General features: G+C 53.9%; 23 protein-coding genes. All 23 read right to left on the bottom strand.

Annotation, left to right across the window (positions count from 1 at the left end):
- Entirely contained in the window at positions 1–699 is a 699-nt protein-coding gene (gene flgA, locus G4V39_RS10430) for a flagellar basal body P-ring formation chaperone FlgA (protein WP_166032879.1), read from the bottom strand.
- Between the two features lie 10 nt (positions 700–709).
- On the bottom strand, positions 710–1,492 hold the full coding sequence (gene flgG / locus G4V39_RS10425) for a flagellar basal-body rod protein FlgG (protein WP_166032878.1): 783 nt from the start codon (positions 1,490–1,492) through the stop codon (positions 710–712).
- 15 nt (positions 1,493–1,507) lie between these two features.
- Entirely contained in the window at positions 1,508–2,248 is a 741-nt protein-coding gene (locus G4V39_RS10420) for a flagellar hook-basal body protein (RefSeq protein WP_166033129.1), read from the bottom strand.
- Positions 2,249–2,380: 132 nt separating this feature from the next.
- Positions 2,381–2,749, bottom strand: coding sequence for a DUF6115 domain-containing protein (locus G4V39_RS10415; protein WP_166032877.1), 369 nt, complete (start codon positions 2,747–2,749; stop codon positions 2,381–2,383).
- A 2-nt stretch (positions 2,750–2,751) separates the two neighbouring features.
- Complete coding sequence (locus G4V39_RS10410; protein ID WP_166032876.1) at positions 2,752–2,913, bottom strand: hypothetical protein; 162 nt, start codon at positions 2,911–2,913, stop codon at positions 2,752–2,754.
- A 40-nt stretch (positions 2,914–2,953) separates the two neighbouring features.
- Positions 2,954–3,889: an ICP22 family protein gene (locus G4V39_RS10405; protein WP_166032875.1), complete on the bottom strand. Its 936-nt coding sequence runs from the start codon at positions 3,887–3,889 to the stop codon at positions 2,954–2,956.
- Between the two features lie 2 nt (positions 3,890–3,891).
- Entirely contained in the window at positions 3,892–4,275 is a 384-nt protein-coding gene (locus G4V39_RS10400; RefSeq protein ID WP_166032874.1) for a chemotaxis response regulator CheY, read from the bottom strand.
- A gap of 66 nt (positions 4,276–4,341) precedes the next feature.
- Positions 4,342–5,124, bottom strand: coding sequence for a FliA/WhiG family RNA polymerase sigma factor (locus tag G4V39_RS10395; protein WP_166032873.1), 783 nt, complete (start codon positions 5,122–5,124; stop codon positions 4,342–4,344).
- Positions 5,125–5,131: 7 nt separating this feature from the next.
- On the bottom strand, positions 5,132–5,980 hold the full coding sequence (locus G4V39_RS10390) for a MinD/ParA family protein (RefSeq protein ID WP_166032872.1): 849 nt from the start codon (positions 5,978–5,980) through the stop codon (positions 5,132–5,134).
- Positions 5,964–7,064 carry a flagellar biosynthesis protein FlhF gene (locus tag G4V39_RS10385; RefSeq protein WP_166032871.1) on the bottom strand — a complete coding sequence of 367 codons (1,101 nt, stop codon included), beginning with the start codon at positions 7,062–7,064 and terminating at the stop codon, positions 5,964–5,966. The genes G4V39_RS10390 and G4V39_RS10385 overlap by 17 nt, the downstream gene beginning before the upstream one ends.
- A complete protein-coding gene (gene flhA, locus G4V39_RS10380; protein WP_166032870.1) occupies positions 7,054–9,153 on the bottom strand; it encodes a flagellar biosynthesis protein FlhA in 2,100 nt (699 codons plus the stop codon). The genes G4V39_RS10385 and flhA overlap by 11 nt, the downstream gene beginning before the upstream one ends.
- Positions 9,153–10,232, bottom strand: a complete 1,080-nt coding sequence (flhB, locus tag G4V39_RS10375; protein WP_166032869.1) for a flagellar biosynthesis protein FlhB — start codon at positions 10,230–10,232, stop codon at positions 9,153–9,155. Before flhB ends, flhA begins: the two co-directional genes overlap by 1 nt.
- Positions 10,233–11,018 carry a flagellar biosynthetic protein FliR gene (fliR, locus tag G4V39_RS10370; RefSeq protein ID WP_166032868.1) on the bottom strand — a complete coding sequence of 262 codons (786 nt, stop codon included), beginning with the start codon at positions 11,016–11,018 and terminating at the stop codon, positions 10,233–10,235.
- Between the two features lie 4 nt (positions 11,019–11,022).
- A complete protein-coding gene (gene fliQ / locus G4V39_RS10365; protein ID WP_166032867.1) occupies positions 11,023–11,292 on the bottom strand; it encodes a flagellar biosynthesis protein FliQ in 270 nt (89 codons plus the stop codon).
- A 10-nt stretch (positions 11,293–11,302) separates the two neighbouring features.
- Positions 11,303–12,049, bottom strand: coding sequence for a flagellar type III secretion system pore protein FliP (gene fliP, locus G4V39_RS10360; protein ID WP_166032866.1), 747 nt, complete (start codon positions 12,047–12,049; stop codon positions 11,303–11,305).
- Positions 12,039–12,338 (bottom strand): FliO/MopB family protein, encoded by a 300-nt coding sequence (locus G4V39_RS10355; RefSeq protein WP_166032865.1) that lies wholly within the window; start codon positions 12,336–12,338, stop codon positions 12,039–12,041. The genes fliP and G4V39_RS10355 overlap by 11 nt, the downstream gene beginning before the upstream one ends.
- 2 nt (positions 12,339–12,340) lie before the next feature.
- Positions 12,341–12,862, bottom strand: coding sequence for a flagellar motor switch protein FliN (gene fliN / locus G4V39_RS10350; RefSeq protein WP_166032864.1), 522 nt, complete (start codon positions 12,860–12,862; stop codon positions 12,341–12,343).
- Position 12,863: 1 nt separating this feature from the next.
- Positions 12,864–13,841 carry a flagellar motor switch protein FliM gene (gene fliM, locus G4V39_RS10345; RefSeq protein WP_166032863.1) on the bottom strand — a complete coding sequence of 326 codons (978 nt, stop codon included), beginning with the start codon at positions 13,839–13,841 and terminating at the stop codon, positions 12,864–12,866.
- Positions 13,842–13,843: 2 nt separating this feature from the next.
- Positions 13,844–14,320 carry a flagellar basal body-associated FliL family protein gene (locus tag G4V39_RS10340; RefSeq protein WP_166032862.1) on the bottom strand — a complete coding sequence of 159 codons (477 nt, stop codon included), beginning with the start codon at positions 14,318–14,320 and terminating at the stop codon, positions 13,844–13,846.
- A gap of 197 nt (positions 14,321–14,517) precedes the next feature.
- Positions 14,518–16,722, bottom strand: a complete 2,205-nt coding sequence (locus G4V39_RS10335) for a flagellar hook protein FlgE (RefSeq protein ID WP_166032861.1) — start codon at positions 16,720–16,722, stop codon at positions 14,518–14,520.
- A gap of 28 nt (positions 16,723–16,750) precedes the next feature.
- Complete coding sequence (locus G4V39_RS10330; protein ID WP_166032860.1) at positions 16,751–18,148, bottom strand: flagellar hook protein FlgE; 1,398 nt, start codon at positions 18,146–18,148, stop codon at positions 16,751–16,753.
- Positions 18,145–18,846, bottom strand: a complete 702-nt coding sequence (locus G4V39_RS10325) for a flagellar hook assembly protein FlgD (RefSeq protein ID WP_166032859.1) — start codon at positions 18,844–18,846, stop codon at positions 18,145–18,147. Before G4V39_RS10325 ends, G4V39_RS10330 begins: the two co-directional genes overlap by 4 nt.
- A 9-nt stretch (positions 18,847–18,855) precedes the next feature.
- Positions 18,856–20,331 carry a flagellar hook-length control protein FliK gene (locus G4V39_RS10320; RefSeq protein ID WP_166032858.1) on the bottom strand — a complete coding sequence of 492 codons (1,476 nt, stop codon included), beginning with the start codon at positions 20,329–20,331 and terminating at the stop codon, positions 18,856–18,858.
- Positions 20,332–20,441 lie beyond the last annotated feature (110 nt).

Raw genomic sequence — 20,441 nt, 5'->3', positions numbered from 1 at the left:
TTAGAACCTCACCTTGACCAGATTGGGCCCGGCCACCCGAGCCATAATCTCCTTCCGGGAGGCCAGATTCCGAACCCGGATTATCTCTCCTTTTGCCCCATCCTCCCGGGCCTCTCCCAGAGCCGTCACCCTCAGGCTTCCAGATTCAGCCACAATGGTCACCATTTCTCCCCGATGCACCAAGGGGCGGGCCCGAAGAAAACTTGATCTCAGAGGTAGCCCGGCTCTAAGAGATCTTTTAAGAATCTTGCCCTTTAGCTCCTCCGGATCGGTGATCAGATCCTGAGGCAGACGACTTAGAGGAAAACGGACCAAAGAAAGGTCTCGAGAGGTAATTTCACTGCCACGAGGAAGATCCCTCTTGAGGACAGGAACCTTCTGGTAGATCTCCAGGCGGCCCAGGAGACGGACCCTTCTTACCAGCCGCCCCCGGGAGGTTATATCAACCAGCATGGTCACCAACCCTGGACGGACTATGGCCCCCATCTGGCTCACCTGAACGGTGAATTGCCCTTCGGGAAGGCTCACCTCCTTTGGCTGGCACTGGAAACGGGTGATCTCGATGTCTTGAGGATCATAGGGTAGCTGGGCCATAATCCTTTCCCGGAAGAGATGCTCAAAATACTCCTTACTCAAGGTCTCAGCGGTAGCAGTTCCTCCAAGTAGCAGACAGAGAAGGAGGGATAGGACCTTGACCATATCATCACCCCTAACGCTTGAGGTTATTGGCCAGCTCCAACATAGCGTCGGCCGTCTGCACGGCCTTGGAGTTGACCTCATATGCCCTCTGGGTAATGATCATCTGAACCATCTCTTCCACTACATCCACGTTTGATTTCTCAAGATATCCCTGGGCCAGAGTACCCAGGCCATCTTGGCCAGGAACAGCCTCAATCGGGTCTCCAGAGGCCACTGTGGCCCGATAAAGGTTGCGACCGATGCTGTAAAGACCGGCGGGATTGGGAAAGTCATAGATAAGGATCTGGGTCTGGGCCAGGACGTTTCCATTCTGATCAAGGGCCGAAAGAATTCCGTCAGAGGTCAGCTGGATACGCACTGTACCTGCGGGAACAGCAAACTCGGGTTGGAGGCGATCTCCGTTGGGAGTGACTACGTAGCCATCGCGATCAAGCTTGAAGGCCCCGGCCCGGGTATAAAGTTCCTCTCCATTGGAGATAATTTTAAAGAATCCCCTTCCCTCTATAGCCCAATCCAGTTCATTGGTGGTCTGTTCGTAATCACCCTGGGAGAAGATTTTCTGGACAGCCACCGGCCGCACTCCCATGCCGATCTCCATGCCCACAGGGATGGTGTAACCCTGGGCATTCTGGGCCCCGGCCAGCTTCAGTTCCTGGTAGAGAAGATCCTCAAAATCCGGCCGGCTCTTCTTAAACCCTGAGGTATTGACGTTGGCCAGATTGTTGGCCACCACGTCGAGTTTGAGTTGTTGGGCCTGCATCCCGGTTGCCGCTGACCATAGCCCACGTAGCATAAGACCTCCTCCTGCCTAGCCGCCGGTGCGGCCGGCCTCGGTTAATAAACGGCCATCCAGCTCGTCTATCTGCTGCATGACCTTCTGGTTGAACTCGTACTGACGTTGAATATCTATGAGGGACAGCATTTCTTCCAGGGCATCAGCATTAGAGCCCTCAAGATAACCCGTTCTTATCTGAGGATTCTCTACCGGCTCTTCAAGGTTGGGGTCTTTAAGGCGAAAGAGATTCTTTCCTTCCTTAACCAGGGCCTGTTGATCCCTAATACGCACCACGTCCAGCTGACCAATAATGGCCCCGTCAAGGGAAATGCTTCCGTCCTCGGCAATAGCCACCTTTGCTCCTCGCTGGAAGATTACCGGCGCCCCACCAGCCAACACCGGATAGCCATGTCTGGTCACCAGGCGATACTGATCATCAACAACAAAGCCTCCATCCCGGGTGTAACGGATACCGGCGGGAGTCTCCACCTTAAAGAAACCCTCACCGATGATGGCCATATCCAGAGGATTGTCCGTCTTTACCAAAGGCCCATGTTGGAAATCCGTCACCTCTGTCACTTCCTTGAACGTCCTGAGCTCTCCGTCGTATTTCTCCATGAGGACTTCCCGAAAGGCCAGACGGTCTTTCTTGTAGGCCGTAGTGGAGAGATTGGCCAAATTATTAGTGGTAACGGCCAGACGCCTTTCCAAAAGCTCAGCGGCCTCAGCGGCCTCAAGTAAACCGAGACGGGGATTGACCTTGATGCTGACCATAGCGTTAAAAACTGAAAGCAACCGTTATGCCAGAGAAGGAAGTCTAGAGAAGGCTCAATTTCAAAGGAGAATAACCAAAACGGTCGGACCAAAGGGAAGGAAAAGCGGAATTTTTTTCCGCTTTAAGGTGGATCAAGGGGCAGGCTTTTCCCCCTTAATAAGAGAAAGGATAATCTCCACCTCACCTTGAGTGAGCTCTAGCTGATTGGCAATCTCGGCTGGCGATTTCCCTCGAGAATAAAGATCCCTTACCTTTTCTTTAAAGCCCGTAGAGGCCGTTCCGCCGGATAGCTTCTGGAGGCGATCAAGGAGGACCTTCTTTTCGGCCAGGTTTTTTTCAAGCTTTTTGGTCAACCTCTCGACCTCTTTAAGGGCAGAGCTAATCCTCTCTGGATCAGACCTTTCCAGCCGCCCCAGACGCCGATAAAGCATAAAAACCAGGGCCAGGAGAAGAAGATCAAAGACAAGCTGGACCAGAAAAAGAAGAGAGACCGGCTCCATAACTAGATGGTTATATCCAGACGCCTCTTCTTTCCCTTTTTGGCCCGGCGGCGATCCCCTTCCCTCTTTTCTTCTTGGGATCTTTTCTTAATGACCCGATCCCTCTCCGACTTAAGGGCCGGCTGAGGGATCACCGGTCTGACTTTGGAGATAAGGGAATCCATGACAACCCACCCAATCTTTAAGTCTTCTATTTAAATATTTCTATTTAAATATTTCGCCCATAATGGAGATATCCTTGATCCTGATTCCCCTTATTCTCTGGGGCCTGAGCCCTGACTTAAGGGTCTTCACTACGGTGGCCATTCCCTCCTTAGACTGCCAAAGATAAAGGGGAATTTGAGAGATTATCTCATAGACCGTCTCTCTTAAAAAGACCTCTTGCTCTTTGGCCATAAGATAGTCTCTCCGGGTGTCAAAAAGGAGGGTTACTGAAACCTTGACGAAGACGTAGCGACCGGCATGATCCCGATAGGGAAGGAGAAAGGTGCGCAAGGGAAGATCATAGGTGAGAACCACCGGCTGCTCAAGGGGAGAAGCAGGAGGTGAAGGCTTGGGGGGAGGCTGGACAGTGGATTCCGGCGATTCTTTGGGAGACTTTTTTTGATCGGCCGCCATCACCGGGGGCTCCTGCTTGGCCTGGTGATAGATACGCTGAATTACCAGAATCCCAGAGATGATTCCCAGGAGAGAAAAAAACACCCCCGCCCATAAAGCCACGTCTTTAAGGGAAAATGAGGGAAGAGGAATCCTCCGCCCCTTAGATGAGCCCTGATCTGTTTCTTCTTCCTTGCTGGCCTCCGGGCTTTTGGAAGTCTCCCCCTTGACATCTGAAGATGGCTCCTTGGGGCTGTCGCTTTCGGAGAAGTTTAGATCCTCCGGGAGATCGTCAAGGGCCGGTCCAGAAGAAGGATCAGGGGCTGCCTCCTCCGGCTTTTCTCCCTCCGGGGATGTTTCGGCCTCGGCCAGGGCCTCAGAAGAGGATGGTGAAGGGGCCTCCTTTTCTTTAGAGGCCCCTTCTTCATCGCCGAAAAGATCTACCTCTGAGAGGTCAAAACCCAGCTCCTCTTCCGAGGAGGTTTCCTCCACAGCCTGAGGGGAAGATTCTTCCTCCTTGGGAGATTTGTTCTCCTCAGCCAAGGTTAATCACCAAAGATCTTTTTGATCTTCTCCCCCATGGTCTCAGCGGTAAAGGGCTTCACTATATACTGACTGACCTTGTGCTTGACCGCTTCGATGATATTTTCCTTCTGGGCTTCAGCGGTAACCATAAGGAAGGGGATATCCTTTAAGCGCTCATCAGCCCGAACTTTCTTAAGTAGTTCAAGGCCCGTCATCTTGGGCATGTTCCAGTCAGAAACGATAAGATCGACCTTTTCTTTCTGCAAAATCTCCCAGGCTGTGGAACCGTCATCGGCCTCCAGAAAGTTCTTAAAGCCCAGCTGAGAGAGAATATTTTTGACAATTCGCCTCATGGTGGCGAAGTCATCGACTATCAGGATCTTCATGTTGGGATCCGCAGGCATAAGCTTCCTCCTCGGGACTTTTTGGTCTTTATCGGTCAGAAGCGGCTATTTTTAAAATTTACTCCCCTAGCTCCACTCATTGGGATCAAGCACATTGGCCAGGTGGGCCCGGAGACGCATCATGGCCTTGGTGTGAAGCTGAGAGATACGACTTTCGGTATAACCCATGATTTCACCGATCTCTCGCATGGTTAGATCCTCATAATAATAGAGGGCCACCACCAGGCGCTCTTTCTCTGGAAGGGATTCAATGGCTTCGGCTAAGACGTCTTTTAGTTCGCCAAACTGAATAGTTTCAAAGGGATCTTCCTGCTCAGGGTCGGCAATAAGATCAAAGATATCCTCCTCGTTAAGATCGGGCATCTTCCGCCGGATAGTCTCGATATCGATAAAGGTAGCCCCCTTGGTTTCTTCCAGAAGACGATAAAATTCATCAAGGCTTAATCCCAGCTCTTTGGCCACCTCCTCGTCTTCGGCCGGACGGCCCAGCTCCTTTTCCAGCTTGGCATAGGCCTTCTCTAGCTCGGCTGTCTTCTTACGGATAGAACGGGGCACCCAATCGAGGGAACGCAACTCATCAAGCATGGCTCCCCTGATACGAAACTCGGCATAGGTCTTAAACTGGATGTTCTTGGCCGGATCAAACTTATTGATGGCATCGATCAGCCCCATGACTCCGGCACTAATAAGGTCATCTACAGAGACATTGGGAGGGAGCTTAAGGGCCAGCTTGCCGGCGATGTATTTGATAAGGGGAGCGTACTCAATAATCAATTCATCCCGGGTCTTTTTATCCACCTTGCCCAGTTTGAATTTTTCTCGATCTTTCTTGGCGACCGTTTTCTTCATGGCTTGTTTATACCCCCAGTAGGCTTCGACCAAAGAATTTGATGCTCCCGTCAACATAGTCTCCCATCTCCTCTTCCAACAGTTTGCGGGCCAGGTCAGAAAAAGTCCGGCTAATGGCCGAATCTGGATAGACATCGACCACGGCCTTCTGGTTCCTGACCGCCCGACAGAGTTTATTGTCTTTGGGCAGGGCCCCCAAATAGCGCAGGCTGACTGAGGGCCCCAGGAATCGATCCGTCACCCTTAAGATCTGCTCATAGACCCGGGCCGCCTCCCGGGCAGAGCGAACCTGATTGACCAGAATAAAGAAATCTTTGGTCCCGTAGCGGGTGGTCATGACCTTAACCAAGGCATAGGCATCGGTAATGGAGGTGGGCTCTGGGGTGACCACCACCACCCGGTGCTGAGCGGCTAAATTAAAGTAAACCACGTTTTCTGAAATCCCAGCTGAGGTATCGATGAGGAGAAGGTCAAAAAAGCGACCGAGATGATCGAACTCCCCCAGGAGAAAGAGTTTCTGGCTTTCACTGAGGCGGCAGAGTTGCTCAACCCCTGAGGAGGCTGGGAGAATCTTTACTCCCCCGGGTCCGTCAACCAGGATATCAAGAAGCGACTTCTGTCCGCTAAAGACGTGATTGATGTTGAACTTCGGCGACAGCCCCAGGAGGACATCTATATTGGCCAGACCCAGATCGGCATCAAAAATCAGGACCTTTTTGCCCAACTTGGCCAGGGAAAGGGCCAAATTGGCCACAATGTTGGTCTTCCCCACCCCTCCTTTACCGCTGGTAAAGGAGATTACCCGGGGGCTTGCCTCCAAACTGTTCTGCCAACCAGTTTCAATGGGCGGTTTCATAGGTCGCCAAGATCCTGTCAGCTGATTCATGATTTCCCACCTCTAGCGCCAATTCGTCCAGATGACGACAGACCAGAGCCAGAAGTCTCCGACCGCTGGCTACCTGGATGTCTTCGGGGATCCGTTGCCCCGTGGTGATAAAGTTAACCGGTTGATTCCAGAAAAGGAGCGGCTCCAGCAGTACCCCAAAGGTCTCGGCCTCGTCGGTCTTAGTGAAGATAAGACCACACAAGGGCAGATCCTGGTAAAAGCGCCAAAGTCGCGAATAAAAGCCCGCCCCCGCCGTGGCTGGAAGCACCAGGTGAGCCCTGACGGGAAGATCGCCCTGGAATATCCCGTGAAGCAGGTCTGGGTAACGTTCGTCTTCCAGACTGAACCCGGGAGTGTCAATCATGACGAAATCCTTATCGGCATTTTCCCTAAGAATTTCACCCAGGGCCTCGGGCCTGGCGGCTACAAAATCCACCTCGGCCAGGCGAGCAAAACGAGCCAGCTGTTCGTGGGCCCCCAGACGGTAATCATCCAGACTCACCAGTAGCCCCCGACGACCGGCCCGGCGGGCAAATCTGGCGGCCAGTTTGGCCACCGTGGTTGTCTTACCGGCCCCTGAAGGGCCAACAAAGGCTGAGTACCTGGGGAACCTCTCCGCCGGCTGGAGATGACTCAAACGGCGAGAGAGTTCTAGCTTTAGCCAGACTGCCGGAGGACGGCCGCCCCCATCCAGACCATAAGAGGCCGAGAGTTCGCTGATTACCCTGGGGCTGGCCCCCAATCGATACAGCAGCTCTTTAAGAGAAGCATCCTCGACCTCGGGGCCCAGAAGATGGGTGGCCAGACGCTCCACCAGCCCCTTAAGGGAAGCCAGCTCGGCCTGAACCCCCTCAAGCTGAGGAACGCTGTTGTTTCTCTCAGAGGGAGCAGGACCCTGAGGCTCAAAATCCATGGCCGCCGAGACCTCATAAAGGTATTTGCCGTCGCGTCTTATTCGACGGGTGGTCAGGATGACCGCCTCCTCACCAAAGGCCTCTTTTACGGCTTGAAGGGCCTCACTGGTGGTCTTTCCGTAGAATTTTTTAATCTTCATGGCCCAACCTCACCACCTCCAAGACTTCTACCTTGATGTTTGGGGGCAGTTCCGCGTGAGAAAGAACGGCCACAAAGGGGAGAAAACGCTCCAAAAGGCGACGGACGTGGCGGCGAACCGTGGGAGAACAGAGAAGGACCGGTTGTTTGCCCTGGGCCAGCATCCGCTCATATACCTGCCGCAGAACCGCCACCACCTGGTGAGCCCGGCGAGGATCAAGGGAAATAAAGGTTCCCTGATCCGTCTTCTGAATGGCCTGGCGAAGAACTTCTTCCATATCCTCCCCTAAGGAGATAACTGACAGGGTCTGATTCTGATCCAGATACGGCTTGACAATCAGACGGGAGAGACGTTGGCGGACATACTCGGTAAGAATGTCCGGATCTTTGGTCATAGCGCCATAGTCGGCCAGGGTCTCCACAATGGTCAAAAGATCCCGGATGGAGACCCGCTCCCGCAAAAGATTCTGGAGGACCTTCTGGATAATGCCCAGATTAAGAACATTGAGGCACTCCTCAACAGCCTTGGGATGGGTCTTGGCCAGAGTGTCCAGAAGACGCTGGACCTCCTGTCGGCCAAGGAGCTCATCGGCATGGGCCTTGATCACCTCGGCCAGGTGGGTGGCCACCACGGTGGAAAGATCCACCACGGTGTAGCCGGCCATGATGGCTTCGTCCTTTTGGTCCTCACGGATCCAGTAAGCCTGAAGCCCAAAGGCCGGCTCCTGGGTGGGAATTCCTTCTATTTTGGCCTTGGCATCGCCGGGATCCATGGCCAGGAGATAACCCGGCATCAGCTCGGCCCGGGCCACCTCCACGCCCTTGATGAGGATGACATACTCTCCTGGCTTAAGTTGCAAATTGTCCCGGACGTGAAGCGGGGGAACGATAATGCCCAGCTCTTGGGCAAACTGTCTTCTAATGGAGCGTATCCGTTCTAGAAGATCGCCGCCCTGATCCTCATCGACCAAGGGAATAAGTCCGTAGCCCACCTCAAGCTCCAGCATGTCTAAAGCGATGAGGGCCTCGATACTTTCCTCCTCAGGGACAGCCGGAACCTCCTCGGCCTCTTCTTCCTCAGGCTTTGGAAGGGCCTTCTTTTCCCGGTAAGCGATCCAGGCCAAGGTTCCCATACCGGCCGAAAGCACGACAAAGGGAAAGGTGGGCATACCGGGGACCAGCCCGAAGAAGAAAACCACCGCCGCGGCTACAGCCAGAGCCTGGGGCTGAAGGGCGAACTGACGGGCAAAATCCCGGCCCATACTGGCTTCAGCAGCGGCCCGGCTGACGATAATACCGGCAGAGGTAGAGACAATGAGGGCTGGGATCTGAGAGACAAGACCGTCTCCAATGGTAAGCAAGGTGTAGGAACGGGCTGCCTCAGCCAGGGGCAACCCCTGTTGGGCCACCCCAATAATCAAACCACCGCAGACGTTAATGGCCATGATGATCAGACCAGCAATGGCCTCCCCGCGTACGAATTTGCTGGCCCCGTCCATCGCCCCATAGAACTCTGCCTCTTTGGCGATCTGTTCCCGGCGGCGTTTGGCCTCCGTTTCGTCAATAAGACCGGCGTTCAGATCGGCATCGATGGCCATCTGCTTGCCGGGCATAGCATCCAGGGTGAAACGGGCAGCCACTTCAGCGATCCGGCCGGCCCCTTTAGTGATGACCACAAAGTTGATGATCACCAGAATGGCAAAAACAATGGCCCCCACGACATAGTTTCCGCCTACGGCAAATTGACCAAACCCCATGATTACTTTACCGGCCGCCTGCGGGCCTTCGTGACCATGGAGGAGAATAAGCCTGGTGGAGGCAATGTTGAGAGAGAGACGGAAAAGGGTGGTCACCAGAAGCAGGGCCGGAAAGGCCGTAAAATCAAGAGGCTTGATGATGTACATGGAGATAAGCAGGATGGAGAGAGAAAAGGTGATGTTGAAGGCCAACAGCAAGTCCATCAGGGTCGGTGGAAGGGGGGTAACCATAATAAGAAGGATGGCCACCACTCCCAAGGCCAAAAAGATATTGGTGGGATCTATCTGGATCCCGGCTATCGCTGGCAGAAACCTTCCCTGAGTCTCCGGCATCAATTACCCCCCGGCCTTTTACCCTTTAGGCGATAGACATAGGCCAGAATTTCGGCCACCGCCTGATACAGTTCGGCAGGAATAAAGTCTCCGACCTCCACCTGACGAAAGAGGCCCTGAGCCAGAGGCTTGTTCTCGATCACCGGAACACCGTTTTCTCTGGCGATTTCCCTTATCCGACGGGCCAGATACCCGGCCCCTTTAGCCACCACTTTGGGAGCTTCCATCTCCCCGGGTACATACTTGAGGGCCACCGCCAGTTCAGTGGGGTTGGTAATAACCACATCTGCCTGAGGGACCTCGGCCATCATCCGTTTCCGGGCCATCTCCCGCTGAATGGAGCGAATACGAGACTTCACATGGGGATCGCCCTCGGTCTGCTTAAACTCCTCTTTCACCTCCTGTTTGGTCATCCGCAGGTTTCGTTCGTATTCAAAACGCTGATAGAAAAAATCAAATACAGCGATAAGGGCCAGGGCCAGAAGAATCTTAAAGACAAGCTCCCCAGACATGTCGAAGATCTCCTGGCCAATCTCCAGAGGTGACATATCCATCAGGGGAAGGAGCCGGGGAAATTCCCCTTTTATGGTTCGCCAGGCCACAAAGGCCACAAACAGCACCTTGGCCATGGACTTTATCAGCTCCACAATGGCCTGCCGGCTAACAAGGCGTTTTATCCCTTCCAGGGGATTAATTCGATCAGGCTTGGGTACAAGGGGTTCGGTGGAGAAGACGGCGCCGACCTGGAGGAAGTTGCTCAGAAAGGCCACCAGCGAAAGAATCAAAAAGACCGGGGCCAGGCAGGTGAAGAGGACCTGGCCGGCATCTTGACTTACCAGCCCCATAGTGGCCAGATCAAATGGCTCCCGACTGTAAGGAAGACCCAAAAAGTGGATCATGGCCATCTCCAGTTGAAGGCGAAGAAAAGACCCCATAAAGAGAAGGATCCCCAGGCCAGCCAGAAGCACAGCCACGGAGGAAAGTTCCCGGCTTTTGGCCACCTGACCCTTTTCCCGGGCCTCTTGTCGCCTTCGCGGCGTCGCTTCTTCTGTTCGTTCTTCAAAGCTCTCCTCAGGCATTTATCCCTGACTCCTAAGGATTACCGGTATTACCCTCCAGACTCCCCCAAAGGCCTTCTCCAGCATGGGGGCCATGGCCTCAAGAGAAAGAGCGAAAAAGGCCAGGCCGATGGCAATGGTCAGAGGGAAGCTGACGATCATGACGTTCATCTGGGGGACGATCTTGGAGATCACTCCCAAGGCCACCTGGACCAGAAAAAGAACCGTCATCACTGGGGCCACAATCTTGATGGAAAGAATGAACATCACCTGGGCCTCGCGGAGGAGGACCTCCACCACCTGGCGATCCGGCCGAAAGGCGCCCAGGGGAAGAATCTGAAGGCTGTCTCCCAGGGCCTTAAGAACCAGATGATGTCCATCTATGGCCAAGAAGATCAACAGACTTACCAAATAGGCCAGCTGGGAGAGGATCAGAGATTCAACTCCGGTTTGAGGATCAATAACGCTGGCTACCCCAAAGCCGATCTGAAAACCAATCATCTGGCCGGCCAACTGCACCCCGGCAAAGACCAGCCGCAAAACAAGTCCCAGGGTAACCCCTAGAAGAAACTCGAAGAAGACATTCAGTATTATTTCGGCCGGGGAATTCAGGCTGGGAGCCGGCAGGGTCCGGGCCGCTGGCAAAAGGGCCAGGGCCATGACCATTGTGGCCGCCGCCTTAATCCTCACGGGCACCAAACGGGAGCCGAGAACCGGCATGAGAAAGACCAGCCCACCCACCCGAACCAAGAGCAGGGCATAGAGGGGGAAGTTCTCGCTTATAAGGGCCAGGAGTCTATCGGGCATATTTTCACCTGATGAGATCCGGTATCCCGGCAATAAGGGCCGCCGTATAGGTAACCAGCTTTTCCATCATCCAGGGAAAGAAAAGGACCAAAGCCAGAAGAACAGCCACAATCTTGGGCACAAAGGTCAGGGTCATTTCCTGAATCTGGGTGGCAGCCTGAAAGATGCTCACCAGAAGACCAACCACCAGACCAATCCCCAACATGGGCAGGGAAAGAAGCAGGGTTATCTCAACTGCCTGCCTGGCCATCCCTACAGCCACCTCTTGGTTCATCTCAGACCTCCTAGAGACGAAAGCTTTCTATCAAAGACCCCACCAACAGATGCCAGCCATCTACAAGGACAAAGAGCAGGAGCTTGAAGGGGAGAGATATCATTACCGGTGGCAGCATCATCATGCCCATGGAAAGAAGGACGCTGGCGACCACCATATCGATAATCAAAAAGGGCACGTAGAGGATAAAGCCTATTTGAAAGGCCGTCTTCAGCTCACTGATCATAAAGGCCGGGATAAGCACCAGGGTAGGAACATCGTTTTTGTTGTAGGGCCGTTTAAGGCCGGAAATCTTGATAAAGATGGCCAAATCCTTCTCCCTGGTCTGGCGGAACATAAACTCTCTTACCGGATTAGCGGCAGCCTTAAGGGCCTCATCTGGCGCCATCTGGCCGGCCAGATAGGGTTTTATGGCTTGATTGTTCACCTGTTGCCAAACAGGGGCCATGATGAAGAAGGTAAGAAAGAGGGCCAGACCAATAAGGACCTGGTTGGGCGGCATCTGCTGGGTGCCAATAGCGTGCCTGAGGAAGGAGAAGACTACCACCAGCCGGGTGAAGGAAGTCATCATTAAAAGGATAGAGGGGGCCAGGGAGAGGATGGTAAGAAGAAAGAGGATTTCCAAAAGGATCGAGACCTGTCGGGGATCCTTAGCCCCTTCGAGCCCTATCTTGATAAAGGGCACGGTGACAGCCCCGGCCATCTGAGGCCACAAAAGGAACAAGAAAACCCCTGTCAACCACACCCTAGCCTTCATGCTGCCCCTCTGCCTCACTTAAGGCCCGGGAGAACTCCTCCGGCCCTAGGTCCTTTATCAATCGAACTCCGGCTTCACCGATCCCCAAAAGCAGTCTCCGGCCCGCCACCTCCACCAGGGCCACATGACTTTTGGGGGTAAGGGCCCTCACCGCCAAAAGACGAATAGGTCCTTCTTTAAGTCCCCTTAGCATCCTCACCCTTCCGGCCAGATAGTAAAGGAAGATGATCACGGCCAGGGTCAGGGCCAGACCAGCAAGCATCTTTATCAAGGGAAAGGTGGTTTCCATGGCTACCCAAGCTGTTTGACTCGCTCCTGGGGACTGATGATCTCCATCAGACGAACACCGAATTTTTCGTTAACCACCACTTCCCCCTTGGCCATGAGCTTATGATTGACGTAGATCTCGGCAGGCTCCCCGGCCATCTTGTTAAGCTCAATGATAGAACCCTGACCTAGTTGGAGAAGATCGTTGATAACCATCTTTGTCCGGCCAATCTCCACTGAAATCTCAAGGGGTATGTCCAGCAAAAAGTCCAACGAGGGACGCCGGCCGTCTCCAGATTTGTCTCCGCGAAACTCCTGAAACCGGGCCTCCTTGGCCTCTGGGGACTCTTTAGGCTCCTCTTTAGCCGCCTCGGCCTCCGAGAAGGCCTTGTCCCACTCGGCCATGATGTCTTCAGAGGAGCCGGCCTCAGGGGAAGCTTCCTTGGCCTCGGCCTTCTCCTCCGAGGAGGCCTCTTTGTCCTGGCTTTCCTGCTCTTCTCCGGCCAAAAGCTTGTCCAGTTCTTCCTGGCTGAGGGTCTCGGACATACTAGGACTCCTTCTCTATAAAGTCTGTGACCTGAAAGGCCTTCTGGCCGCGATAGACACCGGGCTGTCCCAAAAGCTTGGGCCGCCCTTCAATAAGGGCCAGAAGGGGTTCATCTATAGGGTGATCAAGCTGGATCACATCTCCCACAGCCATATCCAGTAGCTCCTGACCGGTGATCTCCACCTGCCCCAGGGGAACGACTACCTCCACCTCCACCGAGCGGATGATCTCCTCCAGCTGTTTACGCCAGAAAGGATCCATCATCTCCTCAGTCTGGAAGGGGGTGTAGAGCTTTTGCTTAATGGGTTGGAGCATGGCCATGGGCAGACAAAAGGCAATCTCTCCGGTAAGGTCCTCCAGATCCAGCTCGAACTTACAGACGACCACGTTCTCGTCCGGCTGGACGATCCGGGCAAACTGGGGATTAATCTCGCTCCGGACATAACGGGTCTTGATGGGGACAAAGTTTCTCCAGGCCTTCTCCAGCTCCTGAAGGGCCAGGTTAACCACCCGGCGAATCAGGCGCTGTTCAATAGGGGTGAACTCCCGGCCTTCCACCTTGGCCGTACCCTTGCCGCTTCCCCCCAGAAAACGCTCCACCAGAAAGAAGACCAGCCGGGATTCGATCATAAAAATGGCATGTCCCCTCAAGGGCTCCATCTTGAAGATATGAAGACTGGCCGGTACCGGAATCCTCTTGATAAAGTCCCGAAACTTCTCCAGTTCGATGGGCACGGTGGAGGTATCTACCATCTGCCGGAGCATGGAAGAGAGCCCTGAACGAAACCCCCGACTGAACTGGTCATTAACCACCTCCAGGCCAGGCATCTTAACCTTGGCCGAGATGGTGTAGTTGGCAAAATCAAAGGGGACTACCTCTTCCGAGGGAGCCTCCTCCTTGGGAGAGGTGTCGATTTCTCCCTCATCAAGACCAGAAAGAAGAGCGTCTATTTCATCTTGAGAAAGGATCTTAGTCATGGCTACTGGACAACAAACTGAGAAAAATAGACATTACGAACCTTGCCGGGCCCCAAAACCTGGTTGAGTTTGGTGATCATCTCGGCCCGCAACTCTATCTTGCCCTCGACACTGGTAACCTCTTCCGGAGTCTTACTGGAGAGAACCATGAGGATGGCGTCCATCACCTGGGGAATCCGGTCCTGGGCCTCATCGTAGGCGGCATTGTCGGCCATCTCCAGGGTCACCTTAACCTTGAGATAGCGTCGCCCGGGACCGGCCAGATTAACTACAAAGGGATCAAGAGGCAGAAAGGGACCAATCTCGGCCTTCTCCTCCACAGGGGCCTGAACCTCTTCCTCTGGTGGAGGCTCCTTTTTAGCAAAGAAAAGGAAGTAGGCAGCTGCTCCACCGCCAATGAGAACAACTACCGCCACAATGATGAGAATAAGAAGCTTTTTACCACCCTTTTTGCCCTGCTTTTCTTTCTTCTCTGCCATTTCTTCCCCCTGAAAGATTCAGCACCTTAAGAAAAAGCAACGGCTATGCCACCAGCAAAGGCGACCCAAAAGACCAAATCTAGGGGGAAAACAGGGGTTAAAGGAGGGAAAACCTCGTGGGAAGATGTGTCAAGGAACCCCAACCGGTCAAAGGATTGACACCAAGAGGGGGGCCTTTTGGCCCCCCTTTAGAGACTTTATCTCTTGACGTTTATAAGCTCCTCCAGCATCTGGTCAGTAGTGGTGATCACCCGAGCATCGGCCTGGAAGCCTCGCTGGGTGGTGATCATCTTGACGAACTGCTCACCAAGATCCACGTTGGATTGCTCAAGGCTGTTGGGAGCGATGGAACCCAAACCATTGGTTCGGGGCTCACCGGTAATGGGAGGTCCGGAGGCGGTAGTCTCTCGATAGAGATTGCCTCCCACCTTAGCCAGCCCTTCCGGGGCATTGAAGTTGGCCAGGGCCACCTTGGCCAGAGGAATGATCCGGCCGTTGGAGTAGTGTCCGGTGATCACCCCATCGTTATCTACTGAGAGCGTCTCCAGGAAGCCCGGACCAAATCCATTCTGGTCATAAAAGATGGTGGAGAAACTGGTAGCGTACTGGGTGGTTCGCACGCTCTCCGAACGCCAGGAGTCTCGATAGTAGTAGCCCATGTTGAGTTCGATATCCTGAATATCCGCCTGGGCCTCCTCCAGGGCCCCGGAATCAGCAAGGTCAAGCTCGATCCCGAGAAAATCCGCCAGAAAGACTGGATATCCATTGTCTCCCAGAGCCGAGAATCCGTCAGCAGGATCCGAAACCGGAGAGCCGTCTTCGTCTACTATCTGGACCAGCTCGCCCGTGGAAGGGTTTACTCGATAGGTCTCGTAGAATTTCTTTACATTTCCCTGATTATCAAACTCCAGCCGACCGTACATGAGAACGCCCTTTTTACGCCTCAAGTGGGTGCTGGCCGACTGGACTATCCTCTCCATGCCGCTTTGCGAATCCTGAGCATAGACAGGGTAAGGATCAGTGGTGTCGCTGGTAAAATCACGCTGATCCTCACCTGGATCGCAGGTTACCAGAAATTCATAGACATTCTCCCGTGTGGTGGTGTCATAGTAAATGGTTATCTCATGCGGTGTGCCTAAAGAATCATATATTGTCAAAGTTGTTCGATAGGTATAGTCAGATGAAGAGAGAGGAGAATCATTTTCTGCATTCCAGGCGTCATAAAGAGTCGAAACTTCTGTAAGATTATAGGTATTAACCCTATCGATTGTACTATCACCTGCTGTAGTTGTAATATTCAAACTGGACCAGTCGATGTTTACTCTCTGATCGGTGCCATTTAGGTAAAAGTAAGCGTCCGTCTCCGCTACAGTCACGGCACTGGCCAGGACGATGGTCGTGCCCGAGGTGACCTCAGAGATGGTGTAGGCCCAGGTGCTTCCGGTACCGCTTATGGTCACATGGATACTGTGGCTGTTTCCTGAGGAGTCGGTAACCGTAATTACGGTAGCGGCTGAGGTATTGGCGCTGATGGTTCCCGCCAGGGTTATCAAACCGGTCCTTCCGGGGGCAGAAAGACTGTCTGTATCCGAGGTGTGGAGAACTCCGGACCAATCAACCACTATGGTTTCCTGGGAGTCCGGAAGGGTGAAGGAGGCCTTGGTGGTGCTCACATCTTCACCGCTGGCCAGTATTTTACCCGAAGCGTCATTTAGCCTGATTTCATAATCCCATAGCTGATTGTCGGCGTCATAGTAGAGATAGGTATAGATTTTGTAATCCTGACCGCTTATGTCCCTGACCACAAAAGTAGTTGACTGACTGGCTGTTCCCGAACCGGTGGTGATATCTCCCTCAAGCTCAACGGTTACTGTATCTAGCTCCTCCCGGGCATCCAGGTTGGTGATCACATCCACCAGAGAGGTCTCTACCGGGGGGGAGCTTCGGGCGATCTGGATATCAGTAATGGCCCCGGTGATGTCGTTGGTGTCCTCGTCGATGTTCCAGCCCTGAACAATATAACCCGCCGGATTAATGAGATAGCCTTCGCGATCCACCCGGAACTGCCCGGCCCGGGTATAAAAGATGTTGTTGTCTGTCCCCGGCTCCTTGACCATAAAGAAGCCATTTCCAGCAATGGCCAGATCCGTAGGGCTGGCCGTGGTTTCAAAAGAGCCCTGGTTAAACACCGGAGAGAGGTCATTTATGGTTGTCCCCCGACCCAGCTGCCCCGAACCGGAGGCAGTATTGATGCTCTGAGCCATAATGTCTTGGAAGCTTATACGGCTCCCCTTAAAGGCGGTGGTATTAAGGTTGGAGACATTGTCTCCCAGGACACTCATGGCGTGCCCCATGGTTCTTAGACCGCTTATTCCGGAAAACAGGGAATCAGTCAGTCCCATAGTTACCTCCTAGATATTTTTATCGTCACTATCTCTTGGCCTGGATGAATTCCTGAAGCATGTCGCTGGCTGTGGTGATCAGACGGATATTGGTCTGAAAGGCCCGCTGGGCACTAATGAGCTGAACCATCTCCGAGGCCAAATCCACGTTGGATCTCTCAAGGGCTCCAGATTGGATACTACCCGGGTAGTCCTTGCCCGGAGGAAAGATGGTCGGTTCGTAGTCCACCGGGGCCCGGAACATATTGCCCCCCACCCGGTCCAAAACATCCAGGGAGGCAAAGTCAGCCAGGGCCACCCGACCCACTGTCTCGGTCTGCCCATTGGTATAGGTGGCCGAGATGGTGCCATCATCAGCGATGGAGACCGAATCCAGAAAGCCCACCCCATAGCCGTTTTGTTCCCCATAGATGATGGCCGAGGCGGTGGCATACTGGGTGGTTCGCACGGCCCCGGCCTCCCAGGACTGGCCCTCGGCGTCGTAGAAGATGCCCATATCCAGGGCGATTTCCTGGGGTTGCCCGGTAAAGTTGACCTCAAAGGTCAGCAGACCTTCTTCGTTGGGGGTGACCGGCTCCCTGGTGCCGGACAAATCCGTTATCCGATAGCCGGTCATAGAAACCAGCTGGCCGGAGTTATTAAAGGAAAGCTCTCCATACATAAGGAGGCCCGAGCCAGCCTGAGGGTTACCCGGGTTGCGCCAGTCCTCCTGGGGATCAATGGTGATAAGGTACTCGTAGGTGTTGTTGCTATCGGTGCGATCAAAGTAGATGGTCAGATCGTGCCAGTCCCCCAGAGGATCGACGATCTGCATGGTGTGAACAAAATCATAGAGCCCGTTAGAGATAGGGGGGTCATTGCGCCCATCCCAACGATCAATGATGGGATCATTGGTCTCTTCAAGGGCGGCCCGAGAATCAAGATTGGCGTAGAGGGTAATCTTGCTGGTTTCTTGTCCCAAAATTCTCCGGGGAAGGGTAAGATCATGAACCTCATCGACCTCGGGATCTTCATCGGCATCCCAGCCCTGGAGAGGCATATTATAGGCGTTTACCAAACTGATAAGGCCGGTAGTCGGATCCTCCTCCAGACGAAAATGTCCATCGCGGGTGTAGAGGATCTCTTCTCCCTCTCGAACCATGAAGAACCCCTCACCCAGGATGGCCAGATCCGTAGGGGTATCCGTAACCTTAATGGCTCCTTGATTAAAAAGGATCTGAACATCGGCGCTGTTTGTCCCCAGGCCTCGACTATCATAAGGAGAGGCCTCCTGGGTGACAGAGAGAAAGACGTCCTGGAAAGAGGCCCGGCTACCTCGGAAGCCTGTGCTTTCCAGATTGGCCACGTTGTCTCCAATGACATTGAGCTGGCGGCTTCCGGTAATAACCCCAGATTTCCCCAGATAGATGGAAGAAAGGAGGCTCATGGTGTCTCCTCCTTGATTTTGGTCGGTTTAAAGACAGAGATAACGTCTTTGAGGTCCAGAGTCTCTAAGCCGTTGAAGCCCAGGTCCTGCCCCTTCTCGCTTAAGGAGACTGAAGTAATGCGGCCGGTAGTCTTGAGCTTGGCCTTAACCGCTCCTCCGGAGGGATCACTAGCCACAACCCGAATTTGATAGACCCCATCGGCCACCGGTTCCCCTCTCTCGTCCAGGCCATCCCAGGAGATCTCATGCTCTCCTGAGGGAAGGGCCCCCAGATCCAGGGTGCGAACAGGACGGCCTTCGGCATCCAGAATCCGGACAATTACCGAGCTGGCCGGCTCCTCAAGAACCACCTCCCCTCCCATAAATTTGCCACCCTCTACCAGGCCAGACTGGGCCCAGGCGGTTACGGTTTGACCCAAAAGGGAAACCATCCCCATGTCCGCCCGGCTCTCTTCCAGGGAAACCAGCTTTTCGAAATTCTCGTTGAGGTTAAATAGCTGATCCACCTGGTTAAACAGGGCCAGTTGCTGGGCCATTTCGTTGTTTTGAATGGGATTCATAGGGTCCTGGTACTGAAGCTGGGTAATGAAGAGCATCATGAAGTCGTCTCGGTCGAGCACCTTTTTGGGAACCCGCTGGCCCTTTTCCTGAGAATCCTGAGCTACGTTACTGAGGCTGGCTACTTTGCTGATTTCCATGGCATCCTCCTAAACCAGGACGTCCACCACTCCGGCCCCGTGAGGCCGCAACGGACGACTTTCTTTATTAGATGGCTCGCCGGATACAGCCCGGGATGCGACCGAAGCCCTACCCTGACTTCGGTCTTTAAACCCTGAGGCCCCCTGGTCAGGAGGCCCCTGGCCTCCCCCTGAAAAACTGTAGCTCCCGACCTCCACCTGAGTCTGAGCCAGTTTTATTCCCTGGGAGTCAAGGTTCTGTTCCAGGCGGGGAAGGCCGGCCTGGATAATCTCTCTGACATGGTGGTTCTCGACGCGAAAATAGGTCTCTACCTGGCCCTGACGGTAGTGAATCTCCAGTTCCACCCGCCCCAGATCAGGAGGATGGATCTGAAGGGTGACTTTCTTAAAAGCGGGACGAGGGGTCTGTAAGATGATCTTCTCTACCGCCTGAACAAAATCCTGGGCCGAAACCCTCATCGGAGCCTCCTTGCCTCCCTGGAAGGAGGAATTGGGCTCTGCGGGATGAGGCAGATCGACATGATCTGTCGAAGTGAGACCTTCTTTAACGGAACTTAGAGCATCCCCTCTTTCCCCTCTAAAGGAGGTCGGAGATGGTGCCCCCTGGGCCCGGGAGGCCTTGATCTCTGGACGGCGCTCAGGAATTGATTCTCGCAAAAGGGTCTCAGAATCGAACTGATCAAAGGGAATTTCGGGGCTGCCTCCCTCCCGAGAAGTTTTACTTCCGGAGGGGAAGACCTTTTTTTCCGATTTTTCCGAGAGGGCCTTTTTATCAATCATCCCGGCCAGGTTCTTCTCGAGGCTCCAAGAAGGGCGTTCTTCAAGTATCCGGGAAGCGGCCTCTTTTGAGGCTTTCTCCGGGGAAAGGCCCGACTCACCAAAGAATGAGGATTTCCCCCCGCTTTTTTCCTCTACCGGCCGCCGTGTTTCCCCCGGATTTTGAAAATCAGATGCCTCTTCTGCGGATCCCTTAACACTCCGTAAAGGGGGAAAGAGGTCCTTTGATTCCGGCCGTTTTTTTATCGGGCCTTCAGAAAGGGAGATTTTGATCTCCTCTGGCCGAAAGGCCCCCGCCCTGCCGGCCTCCCCCAGAAAGGAGGTCTCCCCGACCGGTTCTTGTGACTTATGGTTCGGCGGATTTAAGAGGCCAAGGATCATGGTCAGGACCAAGAGGTCCTCCTCCCTGAGGGAATCATCATCCCCGATGACCTGATCGGTCTCTTTGGCGGGAGAAAGATTGAGGCCTTCTTCGGCTTCCAGCCGTCCCTTCAAGCCCTTTAAGGCCTGAAGAAGGTCTTTCAGGTCAGCTTCCTCGGCCTTCTGGGCAAACTCATCGGGACTTAATCCCTCCGAAGAGGCAGCCCCGAGAAGCAGGGAAAGGATCTTCCAAAAATCTTCCCCGGCGGATCCAGCCCCCGAAGAGATGTTTGGATCCGGCTGGCCCGAAAGAAAAAGATTGTAGAGGATGTCGTTTAACTGAACCATATCTACTCCTTTGCTGGAGTCTCACAGCTCCTCTCTGCAGGGAGCATGCCAAGAGGAAAAGCCCAGAAAGAAAAGCAAAAACGGGGAGAGGCCGGGATTTACTTCGGCCT

This window comes from Thermosulfuriphilus ammonigenes, assembly GCF_011207455.1.
In the GTDB taxonomy this organism is placed as follows: Bacteria; Desulfobacterota; Thermodesulfobacteria; order Thermodesulfobacteriales; family ST65; genus Thermosulfuriphilus; species Thermosulfuriphilus ammonigenes.
The sequence above is the reverse complement of the archived record's forward strand: the minus strand, read 5'-3'. Positions and strand labels throughout refer to the sequence as shown.

Coding starts and splice junctions, on each gene's coding strand:
- G4V39_RS10320 (WP_166032858.1), bottom strand. CDS start 20,331: ATGGTTCAGTTAAACGACATCCTCTACAATCTTTTTCTTTCGGGCCAG.
- G4V39_RS10385 (WP_166032871.1), bottom strand. CDS start 7,064: ATGAAGATTAAAAAATTCTACGGAAAGACCACCAGTGAGGCCCTTCAA.
- fliM (WP_166032863.1), bottom strand. CDS start 13,841: ATGACTAAGATCCTTTCTCAAGATGAAATAGACGCTCTTCTTTCTGGT.
- G4V39_RS10330 (WP_166032860.1), bottom strand. CDS start 18,148: ATGAGCCTCCTTTCTTCCATCTATCTGGGGAAATCTGGGGTTATTACC.
- fliN (WP_166032864.1), bottom strand. CDS start 12,862: ATGTCCGAGACCCTCAGCCAGGAAGAACTGGACAAGCTTTTGGCCGGA.
- G4V39_RS10400 (WP_166032874.1), bottom strand. CDS start 4,275: ATGCCTGCGGATCCCAACATGAAGATCCTGATAGTCGATGACTTCGCC.
- G4V39_RS10420 (WP_166033129.1), bottom strand. CDS start 2,248: ATGGTCAGCATCAAGGTCAATCCCCGTCTCGGTTTACTTGAGGCCGCT.
- G4V39_RS10395 (WP_166032873.1), bottom strand. CDS start 5,124: ATGAAGAAAACGGTCGCCAAGAAAGATCGAGAAAAATTCAAACTGGGC.
- fliR (WP_166032868.1), bottom strand. CDS start 11,018: ATGCCCGATAGACTCCTGGCCCTTATAAGCGAGAACTTCCCCCTCTAT.
- G4V39_RS10340 (WP_166032862.1), bottom strand. CDS start 14,320: ATGGCAGAGAAGAAAGAAAAGCAGGGCAAAAAGGGTGGTAAAAAGCTT.
- G4V39_RS10335 (WP_166032861.1), bottom strand. CDS start 16,722: ATGGGACTGACTGATTCCCTGTTTTCCGGAATAAGCGGTCTAAGAACC.
- fliQ (WP_166032867.1), bottom strand. CDS start 11,292: ATGAACCAAGAGGTGGCTGTAGGGATGGCCAGGCAGGCAGTTGAGATA.
- flhA (WP_166032870.1), bottom strand. CDS start 9,153: ATGCCGGAGACTCAGGGAAGGTTTCTGCCAGCGATAGCCGGGATCCAG.
- G4V39_RS10390 (WP_166032872.1), bottom strand. CDS start 5,980: ATGAAACCGCCCATTGAAACTGGTTGGCAGAACAGTTTGGAGGCAAGC.
- fliP (WP_166032866.1), bottom strand. CDS start 12,049: ATGAAGGCTAGGGTGTGGTTGACAGGGGTTTTCTTGTTCCTTTTGTGG.
- G4V39_RS10325 (WP_166032859.1), bottom strand. CDS start 18,846: ATGGAAATCAGCAAAGTAGCCAGCCTCAGTAACGTAGCTCAGGATTCT.
- G4V39_RS10415 (WP_166032877.1), bottom strand. CDS start 2,749: ATGGAGCCGGTCTCTCTTCTTTTTCTGGTCCAGCTTGTCTTTGATCTT.
- flgG (WP_166032878.1), bottom strand. CDS start 1,492: ATGCTACGTGGGCTATGGTCAGCGGCAACCGGGATGCAGGCCCAACAA.
- flhB (WP_166032869.1), bottom strand. CDS start 10,232: ATGCCTGAGGAGAGCTTTGAAGAACGAACAGAAGAAGCGACGCCGCGA.
- G4V39_RS10410 (WP_166032876.1), bottom strand. CDS start 2,913: ATGGATTCCCTTATCTCCAAAGTCAGACCGGTGATCCCTCAGCCGGCC.
- flgA (WP_166032879.1), bottom strand. CDS start 699: ATGGTCAAGGTCCTATCCCTCCTTCTCTGTCTGCTACTTGGAGGAACT.
- G4V39_RS10355 (WP_166032865.1), bottom strand. CDS start 12,338: ATGGAAACCACCTTTCCCTTGATAAAGATGCTTGCTGGTCTGGCCCTG.